Origin of the sequence: Streptomyces aurantiacus (assembly GCF_001418335.1) — a bacterium.
GTDB lineage: Bacteria > Actinomycetota > Actinomycetes > Streptomycetales > Streptomycetaceae > Streptomyces > Streptomyces aurantiacus.
On the sequence record NZ_LIPP01000265.1, the window covers coordinates 1 to 20,235 of the forward strand.

The 20,235-nt window shown below is 71.8% G+C and carries 17 protein-coding genes; 6 read left to right on the forward strand and 11 right to left on the reverse strand.

What is annotated here, in order from left to right; all coding sequences use genetic code 11:
- The first annotated feature begins 163 nt into the window (after positions 1-163).
- A complete protein-coding gene (locus tag AOK01_RS30075; protein WP_055517194.1) occupies positions 164-1,039 on the forward strand; it encodes a DUF3592 domain-containing protein in 876 nt (291 codons plus the stop codon).
- On the opposite strand, the gene AOK01_RS45470 is transcribed toward AOK01_RS30075, so the two are convergent.
- From AOK01_RS45470 to AOK01_RS30095, 4 genes are read right to left on the reverse strand one after another with little or no spacing between them, the layout of a single operon-like run.
- Positions 1,032-2,351: a CHAT domain-containing protein gene (locus tag AOK01_RS45470; protein WP_245702471.1), complete on the reverse strand. Its 1,320-nt coding sequence runs from the start codon at positions 2,349-2,351 to the stop codon at positions 1,032-1,034. The genes AOK01_RS30075 and AOK01_RS45470 overlap by 8 nt on opposite strands.
- An 11-nt stretch (positions 2,352-2,362) precedes the next feature.
- Entirely contained in the window at positions 2,363-4,186 is a 1,824-nt protein-coding gene (locus tag AOK01_RS45475; RefSeq protein ID WP_245702472.1) for a hypothetical protein, read from the reverse strand.
- Positions 4,187-4,189: 3 nt separating this feature from the next.
- Positions 4,190-5,530, reverse strand: coding sequence for a hypothetical protein (locus AOK01_RS30090; protein WP_055517198.1), 1,341 nt, complete (start codon positions 5,528-5,530; stop codon positions 4,190-4,192).
- Positions 5,530-6,990 carry a hypothetical protein gene (locus AOK01_RS30095; protein WP_055517200.1) on the reverse strand — a complete coding sequence of 487 codons (1,461 nt, stop codon included), beginning with the start codon at positions 6,988-6,990 and terminating at the stop codon, positions 5,530-5,532. Before AOK01_RS30095 ends, AOK01_RS30090 begins: the two co-directional genes overlap by 1 nt.
- 200 nt (positions 6,991-7,190) lie before the next feature.
- Between AOK01_RS30095 and AOK01_RS30100 the strand changes: the two genes are divergently transcribed.
- Positions 7,191-7,757, forward strand: a complete 567-nt coding sequence (locus AOK01_RS30100; RefSeq protein WP_055517201.1) for a hypothetical protein — start codon at positions 7,191-7,193, stop codon at positions 7,755-7,757.
- Between the two features lie 55 nt (positions 7,758-7,812).
- Here the strand turns inward: AOK01_RS30100 and AOK01_RS30105 are convergent, their stop codons facing one another.
- Positions 7,813-10,308, reverse strand: a complete 2,496-nt coding sequence (locus tag AOK01_RS30105; protein ID WP_063792889.1) for an MMPL family transporter — start codon at positions 10,306-10,308, stop codon at positions 7,813-7,815.
- A gap of 113 nt (positions 10,309-10,421) precedes the next feature.
- The gene (locus AOK01_RS30110; RefSeq protein ID WP_079103873.1) at positions 10,422-11,759 is read right to left on the reverse strand and encodes a serine hydrolase domain-containing protein; all 1,338 of its coding nucleotides are present in this window, start codon (positions 11,757-11,759) and stop codon (positions 10,422-10,424) included.
- Between the two features lie 280 nt (positions 11,760-12,039).
- Here AOK01_RS30110 and AOK01_RS30115 point away from each other — a divergent pair, with 280 nt between their 5' ends.
- On the forward strand, positions 12,040-13,398 hold the full coding sequence (locus AOK01_RS30115) for a sensor histidine kinase (RefSeq protein ID WP_055517203.1): 1,359 nt from the start codon (positions 12,040-12,042) through the stop codon (positions 13,396-13,398).
- Positions 13,383-14,027 (forward strand): response regulator transcription factor, encoded by a 645-nt coding sequence (locus AOK01_RS30120; RefSeq protein WP_055517206.1) that lies wholly within the window; start codon positions 13,383-13,385, stop codon positions 14,025-14,027. The genes AOK01_RS30115 and AOK01_RS30120 overlap by 16 nt, the downstream gene beginning before the upstream one ends.
- Positions 14,028-14,075: 48 nt before the next feature.
- On the opposite strand, the gene AOK01_RS30125 is transcribed toward AOK01_RS30120, so the two are convergent.
- The 3 genes from AOK01_RS30125 to AOK01_RS45480 all read right to left on the reverse strand — a co-directional run bounded on the left by AOK01_RS30125 (position 14,076) and on the right by AOK01_RS45480 (position 16,172).
- The gene (locus AOK01_RS30125; RefSeq protein ID WP_055517208.1) at positions 14,076-14,741 is read right to left on the reverse strand and encodes a DUF4232 domain-containing protein; all 666 of its coding nucleotides are present in this window, start codon (positions 14,739-14,741) and stop codon (positions 14,076-14,078) included.
- 382 nt (positions 14,742-15,123) lie between these two features.
- Positions 15,124-15,813, reverse strand: a complete 690-nt coding sequence (locus AOK01_RS30130; protein WP_055517209.1) for a FadR/GntR family transcriptional regulator — start codon at positions 15,811-15,813, stop codon at positions 15,124-15,126.
- A gap of 38 nt (positions 15,814-15,851) precedes the next feature.
- Positions 15,852-16,172 carry a hypothetical protein gene (locus AOK01_RS45480; RefSeq protein ID WP_055517211.1) on the reverse strand — a complete coding sequence of 107 codons (321 nt, stop codon included), beginning with the start codon at positions 16,170-16,172 and terminating at the stop codon, positions 15,852-15,854.
- A 79-nt stretch (positions 16,173-16,251) separates the two neighbouring features.
- Here AOK01_RS45480 and leuA point away from each other — a divergent pair, with 79 nt between their 5' ends.
- Together leuA and AOK01_RS43770 are read left to right on the forward strand one after the other, a co-directional pair.
- Complete coding sequence (gene leuA, locus AOK01_RS30140; RefSeq protein WP_245702473.1) at positions 16,252-17,985, forward strand: 2-isopropylmalate synthase; 1,734 nt, start codon at positions 16,252-16,254, stop codon at positions 17,983-17,985.
- Positions 17,986-17,988: 3 nt separating this feature from the next.
- The gene (locus tag AOK01_RS43770) at positions 17,989-18,144 is read left to right on the forward strand and encodes a hypothetical protein (protein WP_157871539.1); all 156 of its coding nucleotides are present in this window, start codon (positions 17,989-17,991) and stop codon (positions 18,142-18,144) included.
- Positions 18,145-18,147: 3 nt separating this feature from the next.
- On the opposite strand, the gene AOK01_RS30145 is transcribed toward AOK01_RS43770, so the two are convergent.
- Both AOK01_RS30145 and AOK01_RS30150 read right to left on the reverse strand, forming a co-directional pair.
- Positions 18,148-18,693: a DUF1697 domain-containing protein gene (locus AOK01_RS30145; protein WP_055517215.1), complete on the reverse strand. Its 546-nt coding sequence runs from the start codon at positions 18,691-18,693 to the stop codon at positions 18,148-18,150.
- A 106-nt stretch (positions 18,694-18,799) separates the two neighbouring features.
- Entirely contained in the window at positions 18,800-19,678 is an 879-nt protein-coding gene (locus AOK01_RS30150) for a hypothetical protein (RefSeq protein ID WP_055517217.1), read from the reverse strand.
- Between the last annotated feature and the right edge of the window lie 557 nt (positions 19,679-20,235).

A 20,235-nucleotide genomic window follows, 5' to 3' on the forward strand; every position in this document is an offset into this window, starting at 1 on the left:
CTGGTGGTCCGGCCGGCCGGAGCGGCGGGCGACCAGGTCACCCTGCAGACCCTGGTGTCCAAGCTGCAGATCCCCCGCCCCGGCGACCAGGTACTCCTGCTGGCCGATCCCGCGAACCCCGGCGGCTATCTCTACGCCGGGGTGGTCTGACCGGCGCCGCCCGATGAACTGGCAGGGGATGCTGGGCCTGTGGTGGACGGTGCCGGCGGGGCTGGCGCTGGTGGGGTACGGGGGCTCGCTGGCCGGGGTGACGCGGCCACAGCGGGCGGTGTGGGTGACGGCGCGGGTGGTGGAGGTGCATCAGCCGGAGCACGGGGACTCCAAGAGGCCCGGGATACCGGTGACGGTGGTGTTCCAGGACCCGGACACGGGGATGGAGTTCAGGCTGCGGCACGCGGGGCGGAACAACCACGTGGTGGACGCGGCATGGTTGGGGCGGGAGTTCCCGGTGCGTTATCCGCGGGGGCGGCCCGAGCGGTTCCACCTGATGCTGGACACGGTGGGGGAGACGCGGGGGCTGGGGGCGCCGAACTGCATGGTCTTTCTGCTGCTGGTGGGGCTGGTCGTCCAGTCGTTCTTCGCGCGGGGCTGGCCGACAGGGCTGATCTGCCTCGGCGGCCTGCTGTTCCTCATCGGCGCGCTCAGCCGGGACATCCGGAGCGTGCGCGCCCGCGCCGCGCTGCTGGACGGGGCCGTCGCCGTCCCGGGCCGCGTGGTGGCCGTCACCAAGGACGTCTACACCGACGGTGAGGGCTCCGAGATCGTCAACCACGCGCCCGTCGTCGCCTTCACCACCCGTGGGGGAATCCTTGTCACCGCGCTCTGCCGCGAAGGCATCCCGAAGCCCGGTCTGTCCCTCGGCCGCGAACTCACGATCCACTACGCGCCCGCCGACTGGTCCGTTCTCACCCCCGACCTCGACCACGACCGCCGCGACCGGGCGGCGGCCGTCAGGTTCGTCGTGATGCTGCGGCTCGCCGCGATCGCGACGGTCGCGACAGGCGCGAACTCCCTCTTCCACCTCGTGCCCGTCACCTGACGATGCAGGTCATGGCCGCCCACAGCAGGGGCGAGTGCTCGATCCGGCCGCCGGTGCGCCAGCGGTCCAGTTGCTCCCGCTGCCAGCCGCCGAGGCTGTGCACGGGGTCGCGGTGTTCGTGGGCGGCGTCGACGGCGACGACGGCCTCGGTGAGCGGGCGTACGGACTCGGGCGCGCCGGCCAGCCGGTGGAAGGCGAGGCTGGTGGGCAGTACCCAGCGGGTGGCGGTGACCAGTTCGGCACCGTTGTGGATCATCGCGGACGCGAGGCCGAACGACTCGGCGAACCGCAGATCGCCGCCGCTCTCACAGGCGATCAGGGCGACGCGCGCGGGCGCGGGCCACAGATGGGCCCCGGGGACGCCGTCGGCCCGCAGGGGGAGCGTGCCCAGGAGGAGATCCTTGGCCGACAGCGGCCGGTGGGTACGGATCACCTCCGTCAGCCCATCGGTGTCCGGGCCGCAGCACAGATGAAGCGTGCCGTCCTCGCTCTGCCCGCCCTCGACCGGCGCGCCGCGCACATGTCCGACGTACATCAGCCGGCGCGCCCCCTTCCGCAGCACGCCGCCCAGCCAGTCCCGGTCCAGGTCGGTGCGGCGAAACGCCTCTGCGGGGGCGGCCACGGGCGGCACGACGGTACCCGCGTCGAGACGGCGCTGTACGAGCGCCAGCAGCGCCGGGTCCGCCCCGGGCGGGCCCAGCACCGAGCCGAGCGGCGAGTCGGCCCGGAACCCGGGCACCCGGGGGTCGAGGACGAGCACGACGGCGTCAGCGTCGGCGTTGGCATCGGCATCGCCGTCCGTATCGGCGTCCGTACCGGCACCGGCCGCGAGGTCGGCGCCGGCGCCGGGTCGTCGTAGCGAGGCCGGCGCGGTGGTCACGACGTCCGCGAGGTCGATGAGCCGTACATCACCGCCGCCCGCACCGCCCCTGCCGTCATCGTCATGGTCCACGGCGAGCAGTTCCCACGGGATCTGGGCGACCCGGGGCGACGGCTGGATGCGTACCAGCGGGCGGCCCGCGCGCTCCGACACGTGGCGGATCTGCTCGGTCAGGCCCGGCGGCCACAACGCCTCGGCCAGCACACGCGCGAGCCTGCGTTCGGCCTCGTACCCGGCCATCGCCCCTGACGCGAAGGCGCGCCGCATCCCCTCCGCCCCCTCGCCCGCGCCGGGCAGTGCGGCGGTCAGCGCGCGGACCGCCCGGTCGACCTCCTCGAAGGGCGCGTACCCGGTGCCGAACCCCTGGGCCACCCGCGTCCACGTCCAGGTCATGTACAGGTCGCCGGCGTCGGCCAGCCGGACCTGGACCACCGGGCGGTTCGTCAGGTCGTCGGTGACCAGAACAGCACCTCTTCCTCGCTCACGATCCGCCGGTGATAGCGGAACTCGGCCGCCTTGATGTACTGCTCAAGCGCGACGCGCCCCGTTTCCGGTGACATCACCACCCTCGGCGGCGGCGCGACGCGCAGGCCGACGGAGGCGGCGGCCTCGGCCGCCACGCCGCCGAGCGTCATCGGGCCGTCGGCGGACGTGGCAGACGTAGCGGGCGCGGGCGCGTACGTCTTCATGGCGGGGTCCGGGAAGACCGTCCCCTCGCCGGTGGCCGCGGGCGGCGTACGCCCGGTGCGGCCCAGCACCAGCGAGGCGCCCGCACAGCGGTGTTCCACCAGTTCGAAGAGCAGTCCCTGGTCACCGCCGCGGTTGACGAGGCGGAAGGCCAACCGCATGGCGTCGTCGGCCAGTTCCAGCCACTGGCTGCGCGCGTGGGCGGTGGCGAAGTCGTAGCGTGCCGCCTCCAGCGCCAGCGCGACGGGAAGCGCGAGGGAGACCGCGGTGCTGATCGCGGTGGTGATCGACGCCGGCTCGTAGTCACTGGGGTCGATACGGTTCAGGTTGTCCTCAAGGATCCGGGCGAGCATCAGGTCGACCTGTGCGCACCGCTCGTACACCCCGCGCTCCTGGTACACGTCGCGCGCCGCCTGGGCCAGCCGCCGCAACTCGGCGATGTCGCCCCGGTCGTACGCGTGCTGGGCGGCCAGCAGCATGGTGTCGGCGGCGGCGATCGCGGAGCCGAGCCGTTCGAAGCGGGCCAGGCTCGACGCCATCAGGCCGGTCGCGCCGGCGGCGTCGCCGCGGTGCTCGGCGAGGGCAGCGCGCGCCTGTTCGCAGACCGCGAGGTCCTCGGACCGGCCCTGCCGCTCGAAGATCGCGGAGGCCTCGGCGTACAGCTGTTCCGCGCGGTCGAGGTCGCCGGCGCGCATCGCGGCGTACGCCCGGTGGGAGATCAGCTGCTGCCGTTCGGCGAGGTGTCCGATCGCCCGATAACCGTCGTCCGCGCGGGCGAAGTAATCCTCGGCCAGGTCGAACCGCCTGGTCGAGGCGCAGATGACGCCCAGGCAGTCCAGCAGCTGCGCCACGATCAACGGCGGCACGACCACGGGCGTGGTCTCGGACGTGATCGCGGACGTAATCGCGGGCGTGGTCGCGGGCGTGGTCGCGGACGTGAGCGACAGCAGCGCCGAAGCCAGCTCCTCGGCCGCGCCCCACTCGCTCCGGTCCACCAGCAGATGCACCCGGGTCCGGCCGATCTCCGCGGTGCGCAGCCCCTCGGGATCGTCGAACTCGGCCAGCAGGGTCGCCGCCTCGTCCACCGTCGCCTGCGCCTCGTCCAAGTTCCCGGTCCTGCGCAGCAGTTCGGTCCTGGCCAGCAGTGTCTTCAGCAGGACCTCCAGCCACAGTTGACGGCCGCGGGGTCCCATCGGCTCGGCCGCGACGCCCCGTACCAGGCCGAGGGCCCGCTCGACGGAGAGGGCCGCACCGGGCAGATCCGTGGCCGTGAGCTGGACCGTCCCGATGTCGGACAGCAGGTGCCCCCGCAGGAGCCGCACATCGGGCGAGTCCTCGAACGACTCGGCGAGGGTGAGCAGTTCCTCGTAGACGGCCTGCGCGGCCGGGAGATCGGGGGTCAGTTGATGGTGCTCAGCACGTTGGAAGCCACTGTCGAAGGGCTCGCCGTAGCTGACCCCGGCCGACCACCCTGCCTGCTCCGCCTGTTCTGTTTCGTCCGCCTGTTCTGTTTCGTCCGCCTGTTCTGTTTCGTCTGTCTCTTTTGTTTCGTCTGTCTCGTCTGTTTCGTCTTCCGGCATGGGCTAGAAGTCCTCCTCCACGGCAGCGACCGCGGCGATCTCGGCGAGGAACGGCTCCGGGAACGCGCCGGCGTACGGCGATGGCCGCGCCGCAGCCGCCAGCCGCTGCCTGGCCAGGGCGCGGACCGCGTCTCGGTGGGCGGCGTCGCCGGGGGCACCGGGACCCGGGTCGAAGCCGGGGAGCAGGACGCCGACCTCGATGCGCGGCGGCATCGCGGCCGACGGCAGACCGCGGTCCGGGCCCAGGTCAAGGTCGAGGCCCAGGCTGCTCAGGTCCGCACGGCCGGTCCACAGGTCGTCCCGCAGGACGAGAGGCACCCGGACCGCCCGGTCGCCGTCCACCCGGACCTCGGCCACAAGGGCCGCCCCGGCGGTGGGGGCGGCGACGTCCGCGACGACCTCGACCTCGATCCGGCGGCGGGCGCCGACCGCGCGGACGGTCCAGGACACCGCGTCCTCGGCGGCGTCGACGAAGCCGGGCGGGTAGCGGCGCCAGTCGTTGCCGCCCGTGCCCCGGGTGATCACCCGGCTGCCCGCGGTGAGCGGCTCGCCCGCCGCCAGGGCGTACCCCCTGGGCCGCGCGAAGAGGGTGCCGAGGTCGACCGGCGTACCGGCCGGACGGGGCTGGTCCTGGTCCAGGGACGCCCGAAGGTGACGCAGTGCCGGGCCGTCCAGTCCGGCGCTGTCGGCCGCGTCGTCGATCAGCCGGAGCACGCTGTCCAGGTGGCGCGCCGTGTCGGCCGGCTGCGACGGCGCGAGCCACCACCGGACCAACAGGTCGAGCGCCGTCTGATGTTCTGCTATCAGTTCGGCCGCACAGTCATCGGGCTCGGGCTGATCGTCGAAGGCGGTGTCGAACAGCTGGTGGCACCGGTGGGTGAGCGCGGCCAACTCCAGCCCGAGCACGCCCGGTTCGAGCCCCGCTGTCCCCTCCATGTACGAGGCCGGCCACCACCGGGACGCCCAGTGCCCGAAGGCGAGCCGGGCGGCACCGCCCGCCAGAGTGGTCGCCTCCACCGCCTCCACCGCCTCCACCGCCACCGTCACACCGGCCGACGCCCCCGACGGCGTCCCCGTCGCGCAGTCGTGCACGGCGTCGGCGACGCGCTCGCCGTAGAGCGCCCACAGCCACTGCTGCGCCCGCCCCGCGTCGTGGACGTGTGCGGTCGGCAGGCCCGGAGCACCCGGAGCACCGAGGACGGGCCAGGTCAGCACCGCGCCCGCGACGTCGAGCACAGCCCGCGTGAAGTCGGGCCCCGCGGGCTCGTCGCCGACCCGTACGGTGCCGTCTACGGTGCCGTCCTCGGCGCGCGTGACCTGGATGTCCTGGCCGGCCTCGGGCATCACGAGCTCCTCTGCCCGGCCGCCGGCGCGGCGGTCGGCGCCACGGTCGGCGCGGCGGTCGCCGACAGCGTGCGCAGCGCCGCGCGGACCCGGGCGCGGTGGTCCATCATCACCGAGCGGGCGACCCCGTCGAGCAGTGCCCAGGCCGACGCCATGTCGTTCAGCGGCGCGTCGCGGACGTCCCGCCCGTGCAGCCGCACCCACAGCCGCCGCATGTAGGCGACCCACGGGGTACGAAGGTCCCGGGCGAGCGCGTCCAGCACACCGCCGTCGGGGTCGGGTCGCGGAGAAACGGTCATCCTGCGGGCGCGGAGGACCGATGCCTCCCGTTGCCAGCGGCTGTTGACGGCACGGTGCGCCGCCGTCCGCCCCGGCACGGAGTCCCCGTCGCCCAGCGGATCAAGGCCGACCGCGAGCCGCCCGCCGAGGACCACGGCGACCCGCAGGCTCTCGTCGTGCAGGCCGAGCGGAGCACAACTGCGGCCGACCTCCCGCCGGACGAGCTCCGGCACCGTCGGCAACTCCTCGCGCCGCACCGACGACTGCAACACGACGAAGAGCCGCTCGAAGAGCGTGCGGTCCAACGGCGCCGGAAGCGTGGCGGTCGAGGCTCCACGTCCGACCTCCGGTCGCGGCGGCACCAGATGCTCGGTCAGTTTCAGGTGGGCCGGCAGATCGTCGCGTCCCCAGACACCACCCGGGACACCACCCGGGACAGCACCAGAGACAGCACCAGAGACACCACCACCCGCCCGTGCCCACAGGGCCCGGCCGAGCAGGCTGCCGTGGCCGCCCTCGACCATGGCCTCGAACGACGCCGAATCCCTCTCCGGGCCCGGCGCCCCACAGGCTTCGAGAACCGAGGCCGCCGCTTGGGCCGCCGCACGGGCTGCCACGTCGGCGTCACCGGCCGGGGCCGTCTGACGGCTCTCCCAGGCGGCGGCCAGGTCCCCGTCGAGCCGCGAACGCCGGACGTCATCGGCCAGATGATCCTTCAGCGCCTCCACCGTGCGCCCGCCGGCGGCATTCGCCACCTCCACCAGGGCGGCCCTGGCCACTGCTTCCGCACCGTTCGAGGGCTCTTCGTGCTCGGTGGCCAGCTCGAAGCAGAGCTGGAAGTACAGGTCCTGGGGGTTGCCCGCCACGATTCCCAGCGCCCGACGGGTCTTCTTGAGCAGCGTGAACCACTGCGCCGTTGCCACCAGTCGCGCGCCGGCCTCCCGGATCAACGTCTCAAGCCGCGCGGCCTGAGGCGGGGCGAGGAAGTCGGCCGCGAGTTCCGGATGCAGCGACGGCCTGACCACCAGCGGCAGCACGATCAGCTTGACCGTCCGGGTCAACGGCGCACCACCGGGACCGCTCAGCGAATCCAGCCCCGGTCCGAGGCCGCGCCAGGCCCTGTCGATGACCATGGCGCGCGGACGACGCTCACTGGTCGGCTGACTCAGAGGCGGCGGCATGGCACGAGATTACGACGTACGGGAACACCCGGGCGAACCTGGGATCGGTAGGTGCCACCGGCCGCCTACCGTCCACGTCGTCAGGCAGGGCAGACGACGAAGAGGGGACCATGACCAGGACGACGATCCGTACCGTCCGAACGGCGCGCAGCTCATCAGGGCCCGGCCGCACGGCCCCTCTTCGACTCACCGGAGGTCCCATGGGTGCCCGTGTCCTCAGCCTCGCCGTCGCCGCCACCTGCGTCCTGCTGCCGCTCACCGCGTGCGGCGGCGCGTCCACCGAGCCGTCCACCGGCGCGTCCACCGGCGGTTCCCGAGCCAGTGACGCATCGGCCGGCAGCGCAACGACCGCTCCCCCGGCGTCACTTTCCGCCAGGGACACCGTCGCCGTCGTGGCGTGGTTCAAGGACAGCCGCCACCACGAGGGCCTCGAATCCCTGGACAAGGTCCTGTCCAGATACACCGCCGGCTCCGCGACCTCCGACGCCGGCACCGTCCTGACCGCGTGCAACGAACTCGCCCACGACGTCCGCATCCTCAAGACCTTCGACCCCATCCCCGACGCACCTGCCCAGGCCGCGTGGGCCTCGGCACTCGCCGACCTGGAGCAGGGCGCGGCCGACTGCGCCGCCGCCATCCGGGACAACGACACCGCCCAGAGCGCCGAGGCCGAGTCAGCAATCAAGAAGGGCGACAGCGAGTACGCCGCGGTCGTCGACCGCCTCGGCACCATCCTGGGGGCGGACCCCACGAACTCACCGACGTGACCGTGCCGTAGCCGCGCCGTAGCCGCCGGCTCCGGCTCGGCGAGTGCCGCCTCGGTCAGCGAACGGACCGGTAGAAGTCGGGGGCGACCTCGTCGTTCGCACGGGGCAGGACGTCTCGCGGGGCTCTGCGGGCATTCGCGCTGCGGACCTGGCGGGGCAGGGTGGCCCCGTCGGCGAGCCAGCCCAGACCGCAGAGGCCGATGGTGAACAGGTCGACCAGTCCCCGGCCGGTCCGGCCGAGGTAGAAGTGGTGTCCGCCGAACAGGCCGAGGAAGAACCACCAGAGGTACGCGACACCGACCGACTTCGGAGCCTTCGGTCCGGCGGCCCTGCCCTTGCCCTTACTCGCGGGTGCGGGTGCGGGTGCGGGTGCGGCGAAGGCCGGGCCGGAGACCGGTGCGCCCTCGATGGACAGCCTCGGCAAAAGCCGGTCGAGCCAGCCGGGCAGCCACCAGTTCGCCGGGCCCAGCAGGTGCATCAGCGCGGGGACCAGGACGGTGCGCAGGACGAACGCGTCGATCGCGACGGCCGCGGCCAGTCCCACGCCGTACTCGGCGATGACCCGCTGGCCGGCGAAGACGAAGGCCGTGAAGACACAGATCATGATCAGGGCGGCGGCGTTGATCAGCCGGCCGGTCTCGGCCTGGCCGATCCGGATCGCGCGGTGGTTGTCGCGGGTCTGCTCCCACTCCTCGTGCATACGGCTGACCAGGAAGACCTGGTAGTCCATGGAGAGGCCGAAGAGGATCGCGAGCATGATCAGGGGCAGTTCGGCCTCGACCGGACCTGCTTTGCCCAGGCCCAGGAGTTCCGAGCCCCATCCCCACTGGAACACGGCCACGACGACCCCGAAGGACGCGGCCGAGGCGAGCAGATTCATCACGGCGGCGGTCAGCGGCACCAGGACGCTGCGGAACGCGATCATGAGCAGCAGACAGCCGAGTCCGACGATCACCGCGAGGAACAGCGACAGCTTGCCGGTCACTGTGTCGGCGAGGTCGGCGGAGGCCGCCGTCGGGCCGCCCACGTGGACGGTCAGACCGGTCCCGCGTTCCGCGGCCGGAATGACGTCCTCGCGCAGGTGGGTGACCAGGGTGCTGGTCGCCTTGTCCTGAGGTGCGCTGGTCGGAACCACGTCGATCACGGACAGCCCGCCTGTCGCGCCGCCCGCCCCGACGGCCACCGAGGCCACCGAGGCCACGCCGGGCGTCTGCCGTACATCGCGGACCAGGGCCTTCAGGGCGGGACCGTCGCCGGGCGAGCCCTGCTGCGCCACGAGTACCAACGGCCCGTTGGAACCAGGTCCGAAGCCCTCGGCGAGCAGGTCGTAGGCGGCTCTGGTGGTGCTGGCCTTCGGGTCGTTCCCGGCGTCGGAGGCGCCCAGGCGCAGGGAGAGCGTGGGCAGCGACAGTACGGCGATGACCAAGAGCGCGCCAAGGGCGTACAGCGTCTTGCGGCGTTCGACCCGCTCGGCCCAGCGGCCCCGGCCGTGAGCGCGGGAGACGTGGGAGGCGGGCGAGGTGTGCGAGGCGAGGGCGCGTCGTTGGCGCCGGCTCAGCAGCCTGGTGCCGAAGACGCCGAGCAGGGCCGGCACCAGGGTCACCGCCGCGGCCACGGTGAACAGGACGGCGGTGACGGCGCTGACACCCATGCCGGTCAGGGGCCCGATGCCCAGTACGAGCAGGCCCAGCAGCGCGGCCACCACGGTGAGGCCGGCGAAGACCACCGCCCGCCCGGAGGTGTTGAGCGCGCGGACCGCCGCCTCCTCGGGCGGCAGTCCCGCTCGCAGGCCGGTCCGGTGGCGGCTGACGATGAACAACGCGTAGTCGATGCCGACGCCGAGCCCGATCAGGGCCGCCACCGTGGGGGCGATGCTGCCCAGGGTCATCAGGTGCGAGGTCAGTCCGACGGTGATCAGCCCGGCGCCGAGTGCGGCGACCGCGACGAGCAGGGGCACGAACATGCTCAGGAGTGAGCCGAAGGCGACGAACAGGATGACGCCGGCGGCGGCGATGCCGATCGCCTCGGTGCTCTGGGTGGTGCCCTCGGCCGCGGTGCTGACGGCCTGGCCGCCGAGTTCCACCTGGAGGTCCGCGTCACGGGCGGCCTGGGCGGTGTCGACGACCCGGGTGATGTCGGCGACCGGTATCCGGTCGGCCGTCGCGTCGAAGGTCACCGTCGCGTAGGCGGTGGTGGCGTCCTTGCTGATCTGCGGTGCTCCGGCGGGGCCGTACATGCTGGTCACCGAGGCGACCGAGGGCAGCTTCGCGACCTTGGCCAGCATCGGGGTGACCTTGTCCCGTACGGCGGCGTCCCGGACCGAGCCGTCGCGTACGTGCACGACGATCTGGTCGCTGTCCCCGGCCCGCTGGGGCGCGGCGGACTGAAGCAGTGCCTGTGCCTTGGCGGACTCGGCCCCGGGCAGGCTGAACGCGTTGGAGTAGCTGGTTCCGAGCATCGCGTACGGCACGGCGAGCGCGACCAGCAACGCGACCCAGATCCCGACGACGACAAGGCGGTGGCGGAAGCACCATCTGGCCAGTGCGGACATGACTGAACAACCTTCTTCTCTGCAGCAGGAAGCGAGAGGGGACGGGACGGCTCACGCGACGGGCGAGGGATGGGCCGAGCCGGGGGCAAGCGGCCGGGATCAGGCGGCGGGAATCAGGCCGCCGGGGACGCGGCCGTGGCGGGGATCGGCTTGCCGAGCATGGTGCACACCGCGGCGTTCACCACGGCCTGGTTGGCGGCGCCGGGCTTCGGCGAGGCCAGGCCGAAGATCGTGGAGGTGAGGACCGAGGCCGTACGCCGGCCGGTGGCGTCGGTGTAGGCCTCGCTGGAGTAGCCGGGGACCTGGCCGTTGTGGCCCCAGACGGTGCCACAGGGGGTGGTCACCTTCTCCAGCCCGAGCCCGTACCGGCGGTTCGGGAACTCGGACTCCTCTGCGACGGTGGTCTTCATCTCCTTCAGCTGGGCGGCCGGCAGGAGCTTGCCGGACAGCAGCGCGCTGTCGAAGCGGGCCCAGTCCCGCGCGGTGGAGACCATGCCGCCCGCGGCCCATTCCGTGCTGGCGTTGACCCAGGTGGTGTCGACGTAACCCTCGGACCGGGCCGGACCGGCGAACGCGGTCCCGGCGGGCGTGCCCGGAGGCAGCAGCGGGGCGAGGCGAGCGGCGTCGGGCTCGTAACCGTGGGCGAGTACGGGGCTCTTCTTGGCATCGGGGCCGGTATCGGTGCCGGTGACCAGGTACGTGTTCCTCAGGTGGAGCGGGCCGGCGATCCGCTGCTGGATCAGGTCGCCCAGAGTGTGTCCGGTCGCCTTCTCGGCGACCAGGCCGAGCGCGACGTAGTTGGTGTTGCTGTAGGCGTAGTCCGTGCCGGGTGCGAACAGCGGGTCGTGCCGGACACCGGCGGCGATCAGCTCCTCGGGCGTCCAGATCCTGGTGTCCTGGCCGGTGAACGCCTTGAGCACGTCGGGGTCGTCGGTGTAGTCGAACAGGCCGCTGGTGTGGTTGAGCAGCATGCGTACGGTGATCGCGGACCCGTTGGGAACCAGGCCGGGCAGCCACGCGTCGACCGGGTCGCTCAGCTTGAGCCGGTGTTCGGCGACCAGTTGCAGGACCACGGTGGCGACCATCGTCTTGGTGTTGGAACCCATCCGGAACTTGTCCTTCGCGGCAAGGGTGTGGTCGGCCCTGCTCCAGGACGCCTGCCGGGCGATCTCGATCGGCCGCCCGTGACCGTCGTCGACCCGGACGATCACCCCGGGGGCTCCGACGGCCACGTCCTGCCGGACCAGCTCGGCCAGTCGGGCCTGCTGGGACACATCCGCGCCGACGGGTGCGGACGGCTGCCGGGCCGCCGCCCCGCCGCAGGCGCCGAGGGTGCCGGTCAGGGCCGCGGCCACGAGAAGCGTCAGGCCTGCGCGGCGGCGGCGGTGGCGCGGGGACGGCACCTCTGCGGTTGTGTTCGCGGTCACGTCTGCGGACGTGTCTGCGGTCATGAAGGGCCTCCTGAACGAGAGGGCACCGGCCTCGGATCGTCCGACGCCGGCGCACGGATGCAGGCCACTGGTCGGCGGCGGTGCTGCCCGTCGACGCCTTCCTGCCCTTCCAGCCTCGTCGGGCCGGGGCGACGGAACACGGGGGCTGAGCCCCCGGGAAGGTGGAGAAAACCCCACTGTGCGACCCCCGGCCACCCGGTCATGATCGAGGTGATCGAGGTGATTGCGGTGATCGAGGTACGCCACCGGCACCGGCACAGATGCAAGATGATGGAGCGTGATGACCGATCCCAGCGCGACTCGCCGCTTCCCCGGCGGCGCCCCGCCCTCCGGGCCAGCCCTGCGGGTGAGCCTGCTGGGCTGGTCGCTCGTGCTGCTGCTCGGCACGGCACTCGGTACCGGCCTGGCCACACTCTGGATCACCTCGGTGGCGGTCGTCGCGCTCGGGGCCGGCATCCCGCTGACCCTGCTCTCGACCGTCCTGGTCCGCTGGTTCGCCGGCCTGCACCGCCACTGGGCCGCCGACCGGCTCGGCGAACCGATGGCCCCGCCCTACCTGCCGCCCCCGGACGCCGGCTGGCCGAGGCGGCTGTGGGCGATCCTGCGCGACCCGGCGACCTGGCGGGACTGGGCCTGGCTGGTGGTCAACTCGATCACCGGCTGGTTCACCTACGGGCTGTCGTTCATCCTCTTCCTCGGCGGGATCTTCTACCTGATCTATCCGCTCCTCTACCAGTTGACCCCGCCTCAGGTGTTCCGCACTCCCCTGGGCAACGGCTTCCGCCTGCGCAGCGTCCAGGAGTCGTTCGTCATGGTCCCGCTCGGCCCGGTGCTCCTGCTGCTCTGGTACACCACCGCCGTGCGTCTGGCGAACCTCAACGCCCTGGTGATCCGCTCCCTGCTCGGCCCGACCGAGCAGGCGCGACTGCGGGCCCGCGTCCAGCAGTTGGCGGCCTCGCGGGCCGACACCGTCGACACCCAGGCCGGTGAACTGCGCCGGATCGAACGGGATCTGCACGACGGCGCGCAGGCCCGTCTGGTGTCGCTGGGGATGAGCCTGGGCCTGGCCGAGCAGCTACTGCCCAACGATCCGCAGGCCGTCCAGCGGATGCTGGCCGAGGCCCGGGAGGCGACCACCGACGCGCTGGCCGAACTGCGCGACCTGGTACGCGGTATCCATCCGCCGGTCCTGTCGGACCGTGGCCTGGACGGCGCGCTGCGGGCCTTGGCCCTGGTCAACCCCATTCCGACCACGGTGGTGACCCGCCTGCCCGGACGGCTGCCCGCACCGGTCGAGTCCGCGGCCTACTTCGCCGTCACCGAGGCCCTGTCGAACGCCATCAAGCACGCCCGGCCCCAGCACATCCGTATCGAGGTGGAGTTCACGCCCCACCGGGGCGGCGGCACGGGGGAACTGACGATGCGGGTGTCCGACGACGGCCGCGGGGGCGCCGCCATCGGTGTCGGTGTCGGTGTGGGTGTCGGTGTGGGTGTCGGTGCCGACGCCGGTGTTGGTGCCGGCACCGGTCTGCACGGCATCGCCCGCCGCCTGGCCGCCTTCGACGGCACCCTGACCGTCGACAGCCCGCCCGGCGGACCCACCGAGGTAAGGATGTCGTTGCTGTGCGCATCGTCGTAGCGGAGGATCTCGCCCTGCTCCGCGAGGGCCTGATCAGGATCTTCCAGGCCAACGGCTTCGAGGTCGTGGAGGCCGTCGACAACGGCCCCTCGCTCATCCGGGCGCTGACGGCCCATCGGCCCGACGTCGCCATCGTCGACGTACGCCTGCCCCCGACCTTCACCGACGAGGGCCTGCGCGCCGCGATCGAGGCGCGCAGGCAGCTCCCCGGACTACCCGTCGTGGTGCTCTCGCAGTACGTCGAGCAGCTCTACGCCAGGGAGTTGATGTCGGACCGCGCCGGAGCCGTGGGCTATCTGCTGAAGGACCGGGTCATGGCCGTCGACCAGTTCGTCGAGCACGTCCGGCAGGTCGCCTCAGGCAGCACGATCATGGACCCCGACGTGGTCGCCGCCCTGCTGACCCACCGCTCGGCCGACCCTCACCTGCTGGCGCTGACCCCGCGCGAGCACGAGGTCCTCTCGCTGATGGCCCAGGGCCGTTCCAATGCCGCGATCGCCGCCCGGATGTTCGTCACCGAGAAAACCGTCAGCAAACACAGCTACAACATCTTCACCAAACTCGGGCTCGAACCGTCCGAGGACGACAACCGCCGGATCCTGGCCGTCCTCGCGTACTTGGAAGGGTGAGCCCATCACAGCCTGCTGAGCGGTCGCGTCCCGCGTCCCGTGTCCGGGTCAGCTCGCCCCGCCCTGGCCCGCGCTGCCCATCGGGCCGACCTCGACGACCGAGCCGGAACCGTCGGTGACGGGCAGGGAGGCGGCGCCCGGCCATTCGAGGGTGACCGACTTCGTCTCGTCCGGCGGCGTCACCACAAGTCCGGTGATCTTGACGCCGGAGCCGCCCGAGTCGTTGATCGGGTAGTTGATGCCGAACGACACCGACTCGCCGTCCTTGAGCGTCATCGAGCTCGACTCCTGACCACTGCGCTTGGCGGACAGGTCCCCCTCGCTGGTCTTCAGGTCGACGCCCGCGTAGCCGGACAGGGAACAGTCCTGGCCGCCGCCGTTCTTGAACGTGACCGCGACCGAGCCCTCGGAGTCGCCGTCGATGGTGCTGTCCGTCGCGGTGACCTCCAGTTCGTCGGTGCTGCACTTGCCGACCTCGGCGTTCGCGCCGGAGCCGCTCCCGGCGGTCGCGTCCTGCCCGCCGGTGCTCTCCCCCGCGGATTCCTTCCCGCCGTCCTGCTCCGAACCGCCCGAACCCGAACCGCCGCCCGAGGAAGACGCAGACGCCGCGGACGACTCGTCGGGCTGTACCGCGACGTCGTCGCCGTTGCAGGCCGTGAGCGCGAGACCCGCGGCAACAGCCAGGGCGGCGAAGGTGAGCTTGCGAACGCGCATTGTTTCTTCCTCAGTCTCAGCGGGGGGGGTGGGGTGCCCGGCTGCTCGGTCCTGGTCGGTACCAGTCGGTCCGAGCCGGCGTTTCTGATTACCAAGAGCCCTCCGACCCGGCGAACCGTTCCGCCCAGGCCACCCCCGGGACACCCCTGTTACAGGCACAGTCCGGCGCAGGTGCCCCCCGGCCCGCCGGGGCCCGCCCGGCGGCCGTCCAGGGCGCCGTTTCCAGCAGCCGATCGGCGCGATGGGCACGATCGGCACCGTTTCCGCGAGCAACGACCACTGGGACAGACCCGTAACCTGGCGGATCTTGACCACGACCGCCGGCGCCCGAACCGTGCACATCAGCCACTCGTCAGAGAGCCACTCGTCAGAGAGCCACTCATCAGAGGGAGTGGAGACGGGCGAGTGTCTGCCGCAGTTCCTCCCTGAGCGTGCGTCCGGCCGCCTCCGCGTCCCCTTGGACCACGGCGTCCACGAGTGCGGCGTGCGCGGCGTCGCCGTGGTTCGGATCGGCCGCGCGCAGGTCGAGCAACTCGACGAGGTCGCTCAGCCCTTGCTGCAGCACGGGTACGAACTCGGCGAACAGGCCGGTGAGTACGGGGTTGTGCGCGGCGGCGACCACTACCGCGTGCAGGGCGATGTCGGCGTCGACGAACGCGGCGTCGCTCCCGCTCGCGGCGGCGCGACGCCCGGCCAGGGCCGAGTCGAGGGCGAGCAGGTCGTCCTCGGTGCGGCGTCGGGCGGCCAGTTGGGCGGCTTCGATCTCGACGAGCATGCGTACTTCGTAGACGTCGGTGATCGCGGCCCTGCGCAGCCGGACGGACCAGTCCTCCTTGGGGCTGGTGGCGATGACGAAGACACCGGACCCCTGGCGAGGCCGCACCAGCCCGGCCCCGGCGAGTGCGCGCAGCGCTTCCCGGACCGTGGAGCGCCCCACGCCGAGCGACTTGGCCAGCGTGGTCTCGCCGGGCAGCTTCGTTCCGACGGGCCAGTCGCCGCCGGTGATCTGTTCGCGCAGGCGCTCGGTCGCCTGCTCGACCAACGGAGACGGCCGCAAGGCACTCAGCGACATGTGACGCTCACCTACTCATATCTCGTACCTCACACCCCTCAGGTTATCTGAGGAGTTCGTTTGCCGTTACTGTACCCGGCATGCCGCCGCGCGAGATCCTTCTCCTTGCCTGCCGCTGCGGGGCCTGACACGACCGGCCCCCCGCAGCGGGGCTCGGGCTGCGCCGGTCGCTCGATGGCCGACCGAAAGAAGTTCCGCACCATGGCCGCGTCGTTCTCAGCGAGCCCCTTGGGCCCCTTCAGCTCCTCAGGCCCCTCGGACTCTTCGAACTCCCCGAACTCCCCGCACCACTCGCACCACTCGAACCACTCGAAACCTCCGACTTCCTCGAACTCCTCGAACTCCTCGGTGGAGACCACGGCGTTTCCCACCGTGCGCACCCCGTCCGGCGACCTTCCCGCGGACGCGCCGGACTGGAATCCCCAGCGTCCCAGCGCGATGCCGCACCATCGCTACCAGCCCGCGCACACCCGGGTCGCCCTCCCCCTGACGGACGACCGGACCTGGCCCTCCCGCCGGCTCCACCAGGCACCGCTGTGGGTCCCGGTCGACCTGCGGGACGGCAACCAGGCGCTGGCCGAGCCGATGGACACCGAGCGCAAGCGCCGCATGTTCGACCTCATGACCACGATGGGGTACAAGGAGATCGAGGTCGGCTACCCCTCCGCCAGCCGGACCGACTTCGACTTCGTACGGCACCTGGCGTACAGCGGCGCCGTACCCGACGACGTGACCGTCTCCGTCTTCACCGCGGCCCGCCGGGACCTGATCGACCGGACCGTGGCCTCTGTCGAAGGACTTGACCGCGTCGTCGTCCACCTCTACACCGCCACCGCTCCCACCTGGCGCGACGTGGTCCTGGGACGGTCCCGTACCGAACTCCACACGCTGATCCTGGACGCCGCGACCCACCTGATGCGGCGGGCCGAGGAACGGCCCGGCGCCGACATCCGGTTCGAGTTCTCGCCCGAGGTCTTCAACCTCACCGAGCCCGACTTCGTCCTGGAGGTGTGCGACAGCCTCACCGAGCTGTGGGACGCGAGCCCGGACCGCCCGGTGATCCACAACCTGCCGGCCACGGTGGAGATCGCCACCCCGAACGTGTACGCGGACCAGATCGAGTACATGGACCGCCACCTGGCCCGCCGTGAGTCCGTGATCCTTTCCGTGCACCCGCACAACGACCGCGGCACCGGCGTCGCCTGCGCCGAACTCGCCGTCCTGGCCGGGGCGCAGCGCGTGGAGGGCTGCCTGTTCGGCAACGGCGAGTGGACCGGGAACGTCGACCTGGTCACCCTGGCCCTCAACCTGTACGCACAGGGCGTGAACCCGATGATCGACTTCTCCGACATCGACGTGGTGCGCGAGGTGGTGGAGTACTGCAACCGGCTGCCGGTGCACCCACGGCACCCCTACGTCGGCGACCTCGTCCACACGGCCTTCTCCGGAACCCACCAGGACGCCATCGCGAAGGGCCTGGCCCGGCACGCCAGGACGGCCGCCGAGCTGGGGGTACCGGCCGGACGGGCCCCGTGGGCGGTGCCGTACCTGCCCATCGACCCGGCCGACATCGGCCGCACGTACGAGGAAGTCATCCGCATCAACTCCCAGTCCGGCAAGGGAGGAATGGCCCACCTGCTCCGCACCCACCACGGCCTGGACCTGCCCCAGGGCATGCGCCCCGACTTCTCCCGTACGGTGCAGCAGGTCACCGACGCGACCGGGCAGGAACTCAGCCACAAGGAGCTGTGGGAACTCTTCCGCAGCACCTACACCGCCCCGGCCCAGGACGGCCCCCGCACGCTGGAGTCGTGGGCCACCGAGGAGACCGGCCCCGGCGAGCACACGTTCACCTGCACGCTGCGCGCCGACGGCGAGGCGCGTTCCTGCGTGGGGTACGGCAACGGGCCGCTGTCCGCCCTCACCGACGCGCTGCGCACCGCCGGCATCTCCGTCGACATCCTGGACTTCAGCGAACACGCCACCGCTACAGCTACCACCGCCACCGCCACCGCCACCGGCACCGGCACCGGCACCGGGAGCCCCGCCGTCGCCTACGCCGAGTGCCGGGTGGACGGCACCACCCGCTGGGGAGCGGGCCGGGACACCTCCGTCCTCACCGCGTCGGTGCACGCGGTCATGGCGGCCGTCAACCGGGCCGGGCGAGCCTGACTCATGAACACGACTCCGGTACTCCACGCGCACGACGTGGACCTCGTCCGCGACGGCAACCCGCTTCTCCGCGAGGTGTCGCTCATCGCCCGCGCCCTCATGCCCAGTCCGCGTCTGCTGCTGCTCGCGGTGGCGACGGCGGTGGATGACGTTCAATGAGCGTCAGACCGCGCCCTTCTTGGCTGCGTCAAGGATCTTGACGACGGTGTGGAAATAGCGCGTGGTCGCGTCACGCCCGAGCACACTCTCCTGGAAGCCCTTCGCGGCAGGCGCCTTGCCGTTGATCAAGTACCAGACGACGAAGGCCTCGTACGGGTTGGCACGGATGATCTCCATGTCCTTCTTCGGAGAGATCATCGGCAGCTCCAGCGCCGGATCGAGCCGCTCGGTCGCGAACACCACGCAGCAGCGCATGTCGTCGGTGACGGTGACCTCCTTGAACGGGTCGAGCGCGACCAACGCCTCCAACTCCGGGACCGTCCGGAGGCAGACCGCTACCTCGTAGCCGAGCGTCTCCCGCAGACGGGAGCTGATGATGTCGCTCAGCACCGCCCGGTCGTCCTCGTCGGACTCGAAGAAGACGTTTCCACTCTGGATGTAACTGCGGACCGAACTGAAGCCCATGTCCGCGAACACGCTGCGGAGGTACTCCATCTTCACCGAACGGCCGGGGACGTTCATTCCCCGCAGGAACGCGATGTACAGCAAACCAACCACCCTTTTCTCGCCGCCGCCCCGTCACGCCACCGCGCCGTCAGCAGTAGGACGAGCATCGCCTGCGCACGCACCCCCGTCGAGTGCGACCCGTCCAAGCTCACCGGGGCCGGCAGCACTCCTGCGCCACCGAGACGAAAGCCAGCTTCGCGCGCTTGAGTTCGTCGGGCCTCTCATGGCGTCTCAGGCAGTCGACGAGGTGCTGCGCCGCGCGTTCGGCACGTTCAGCCCGTGACGCGTCGTCCACGGCCGCTGCCGGATCCTCCAACGGAACGTCCGGCGCACCGGGAACGGGATCGAGAAGACCCACAACGGTCAGCCGACGACCGGCGGCGAACCGGTCGGCCGGCTGCGCCTGCCGGACGAGCCAGCGCAGCAACCGGGCCTGCGCCTCGCCCACTTGCCCGTCCTGCGCCTCCCGACGGGACCGGCGCAGAGCGTGCCCACGCTGCGGCCCGGGCACCCTCATCCGGCCGACCTCCGTCAGCGACAGCAGACGCAGGTCCAGTAATCCGGCCCGGTCCAGCTCCTCCAGGGCGTCCTGGCAGGCCTCCGGTGCCAGCCCCGACAACGCGGTGGCGGAGTGGAGCGTGAACGTCTCACCGGGATGGTGCGGAAGCAACCGGTAGAGCAGGGCCGCCGGGCGGGACAGACCGGCGTAGGCCGTGTCCCAGATGTGCTCCACGCCCGACACACCCTGCTCGTCCAACTCGGCCTGGAGATCGGCGAGGATACGGGAGAGCGGGCGCAACCGGTGCGTACGCACCCACCGGCCGGCCACGTGCAGGGCCGCCGGGAGGCCGTCGCACAACCGGACCACCGCCCGTGCCGACTGCGGGTCGGCGGCCGGCCGGTGGTCACGGACGATCAGTTCCAGCAGTTCCGTGGCTGCCCGCTCCTCCAGCGGAGGCAGCGCCAGATCCACCGCGGCACCGGCTTCGAGGTCATGGAGCGGACCATGACTCGTGACGATCACCACGCTGCCGCCCGACGCGGGAAGCAGGGGGACGACCTCAGAGGCGTAGCGCGCGTCCCCAAACCACCCGACCCGCTCAGCGCCATGACCAGCGGACGGGAACGGCTCCGCCATTCCGCCACGGCCCGCAAGGCACGTTCCCGCTCGTCGTCGCGGTTGACGAAGTACACCGGCTCCGGCGGAGGTTCGACCCTCACAACAGTCCCCTCGACCATCCACAGTGTCCTGCACGCACTGCCCAACGATCACGCACTCCAAAGACTTTCACCATCGGGCGCCCGGCAGGATCACAGTCGTTCGGCGTGCGACTCGTCCCCGGCCCGGTCCTGCCGGCGGCGCGAAGAACGGCCTCGCCCGCAAGCAAGACCTCGCCCCGCTGCTGGGCAAGGAGATCACCGCAAAGGCAAAGAGCCTGCGGCCGAGCCTGTCCGCCCGGTCGCCCAGCTCCGCGTCCGAGCTCTGGCCAACCTGCCGCGGAGACTGCAGAGAGTGAACAGGCCGTGGCAAACTGTCGTACGTCGCGAGCTTCACGGGGAGGCAGTGGGTGCGGCGGGGGGCAG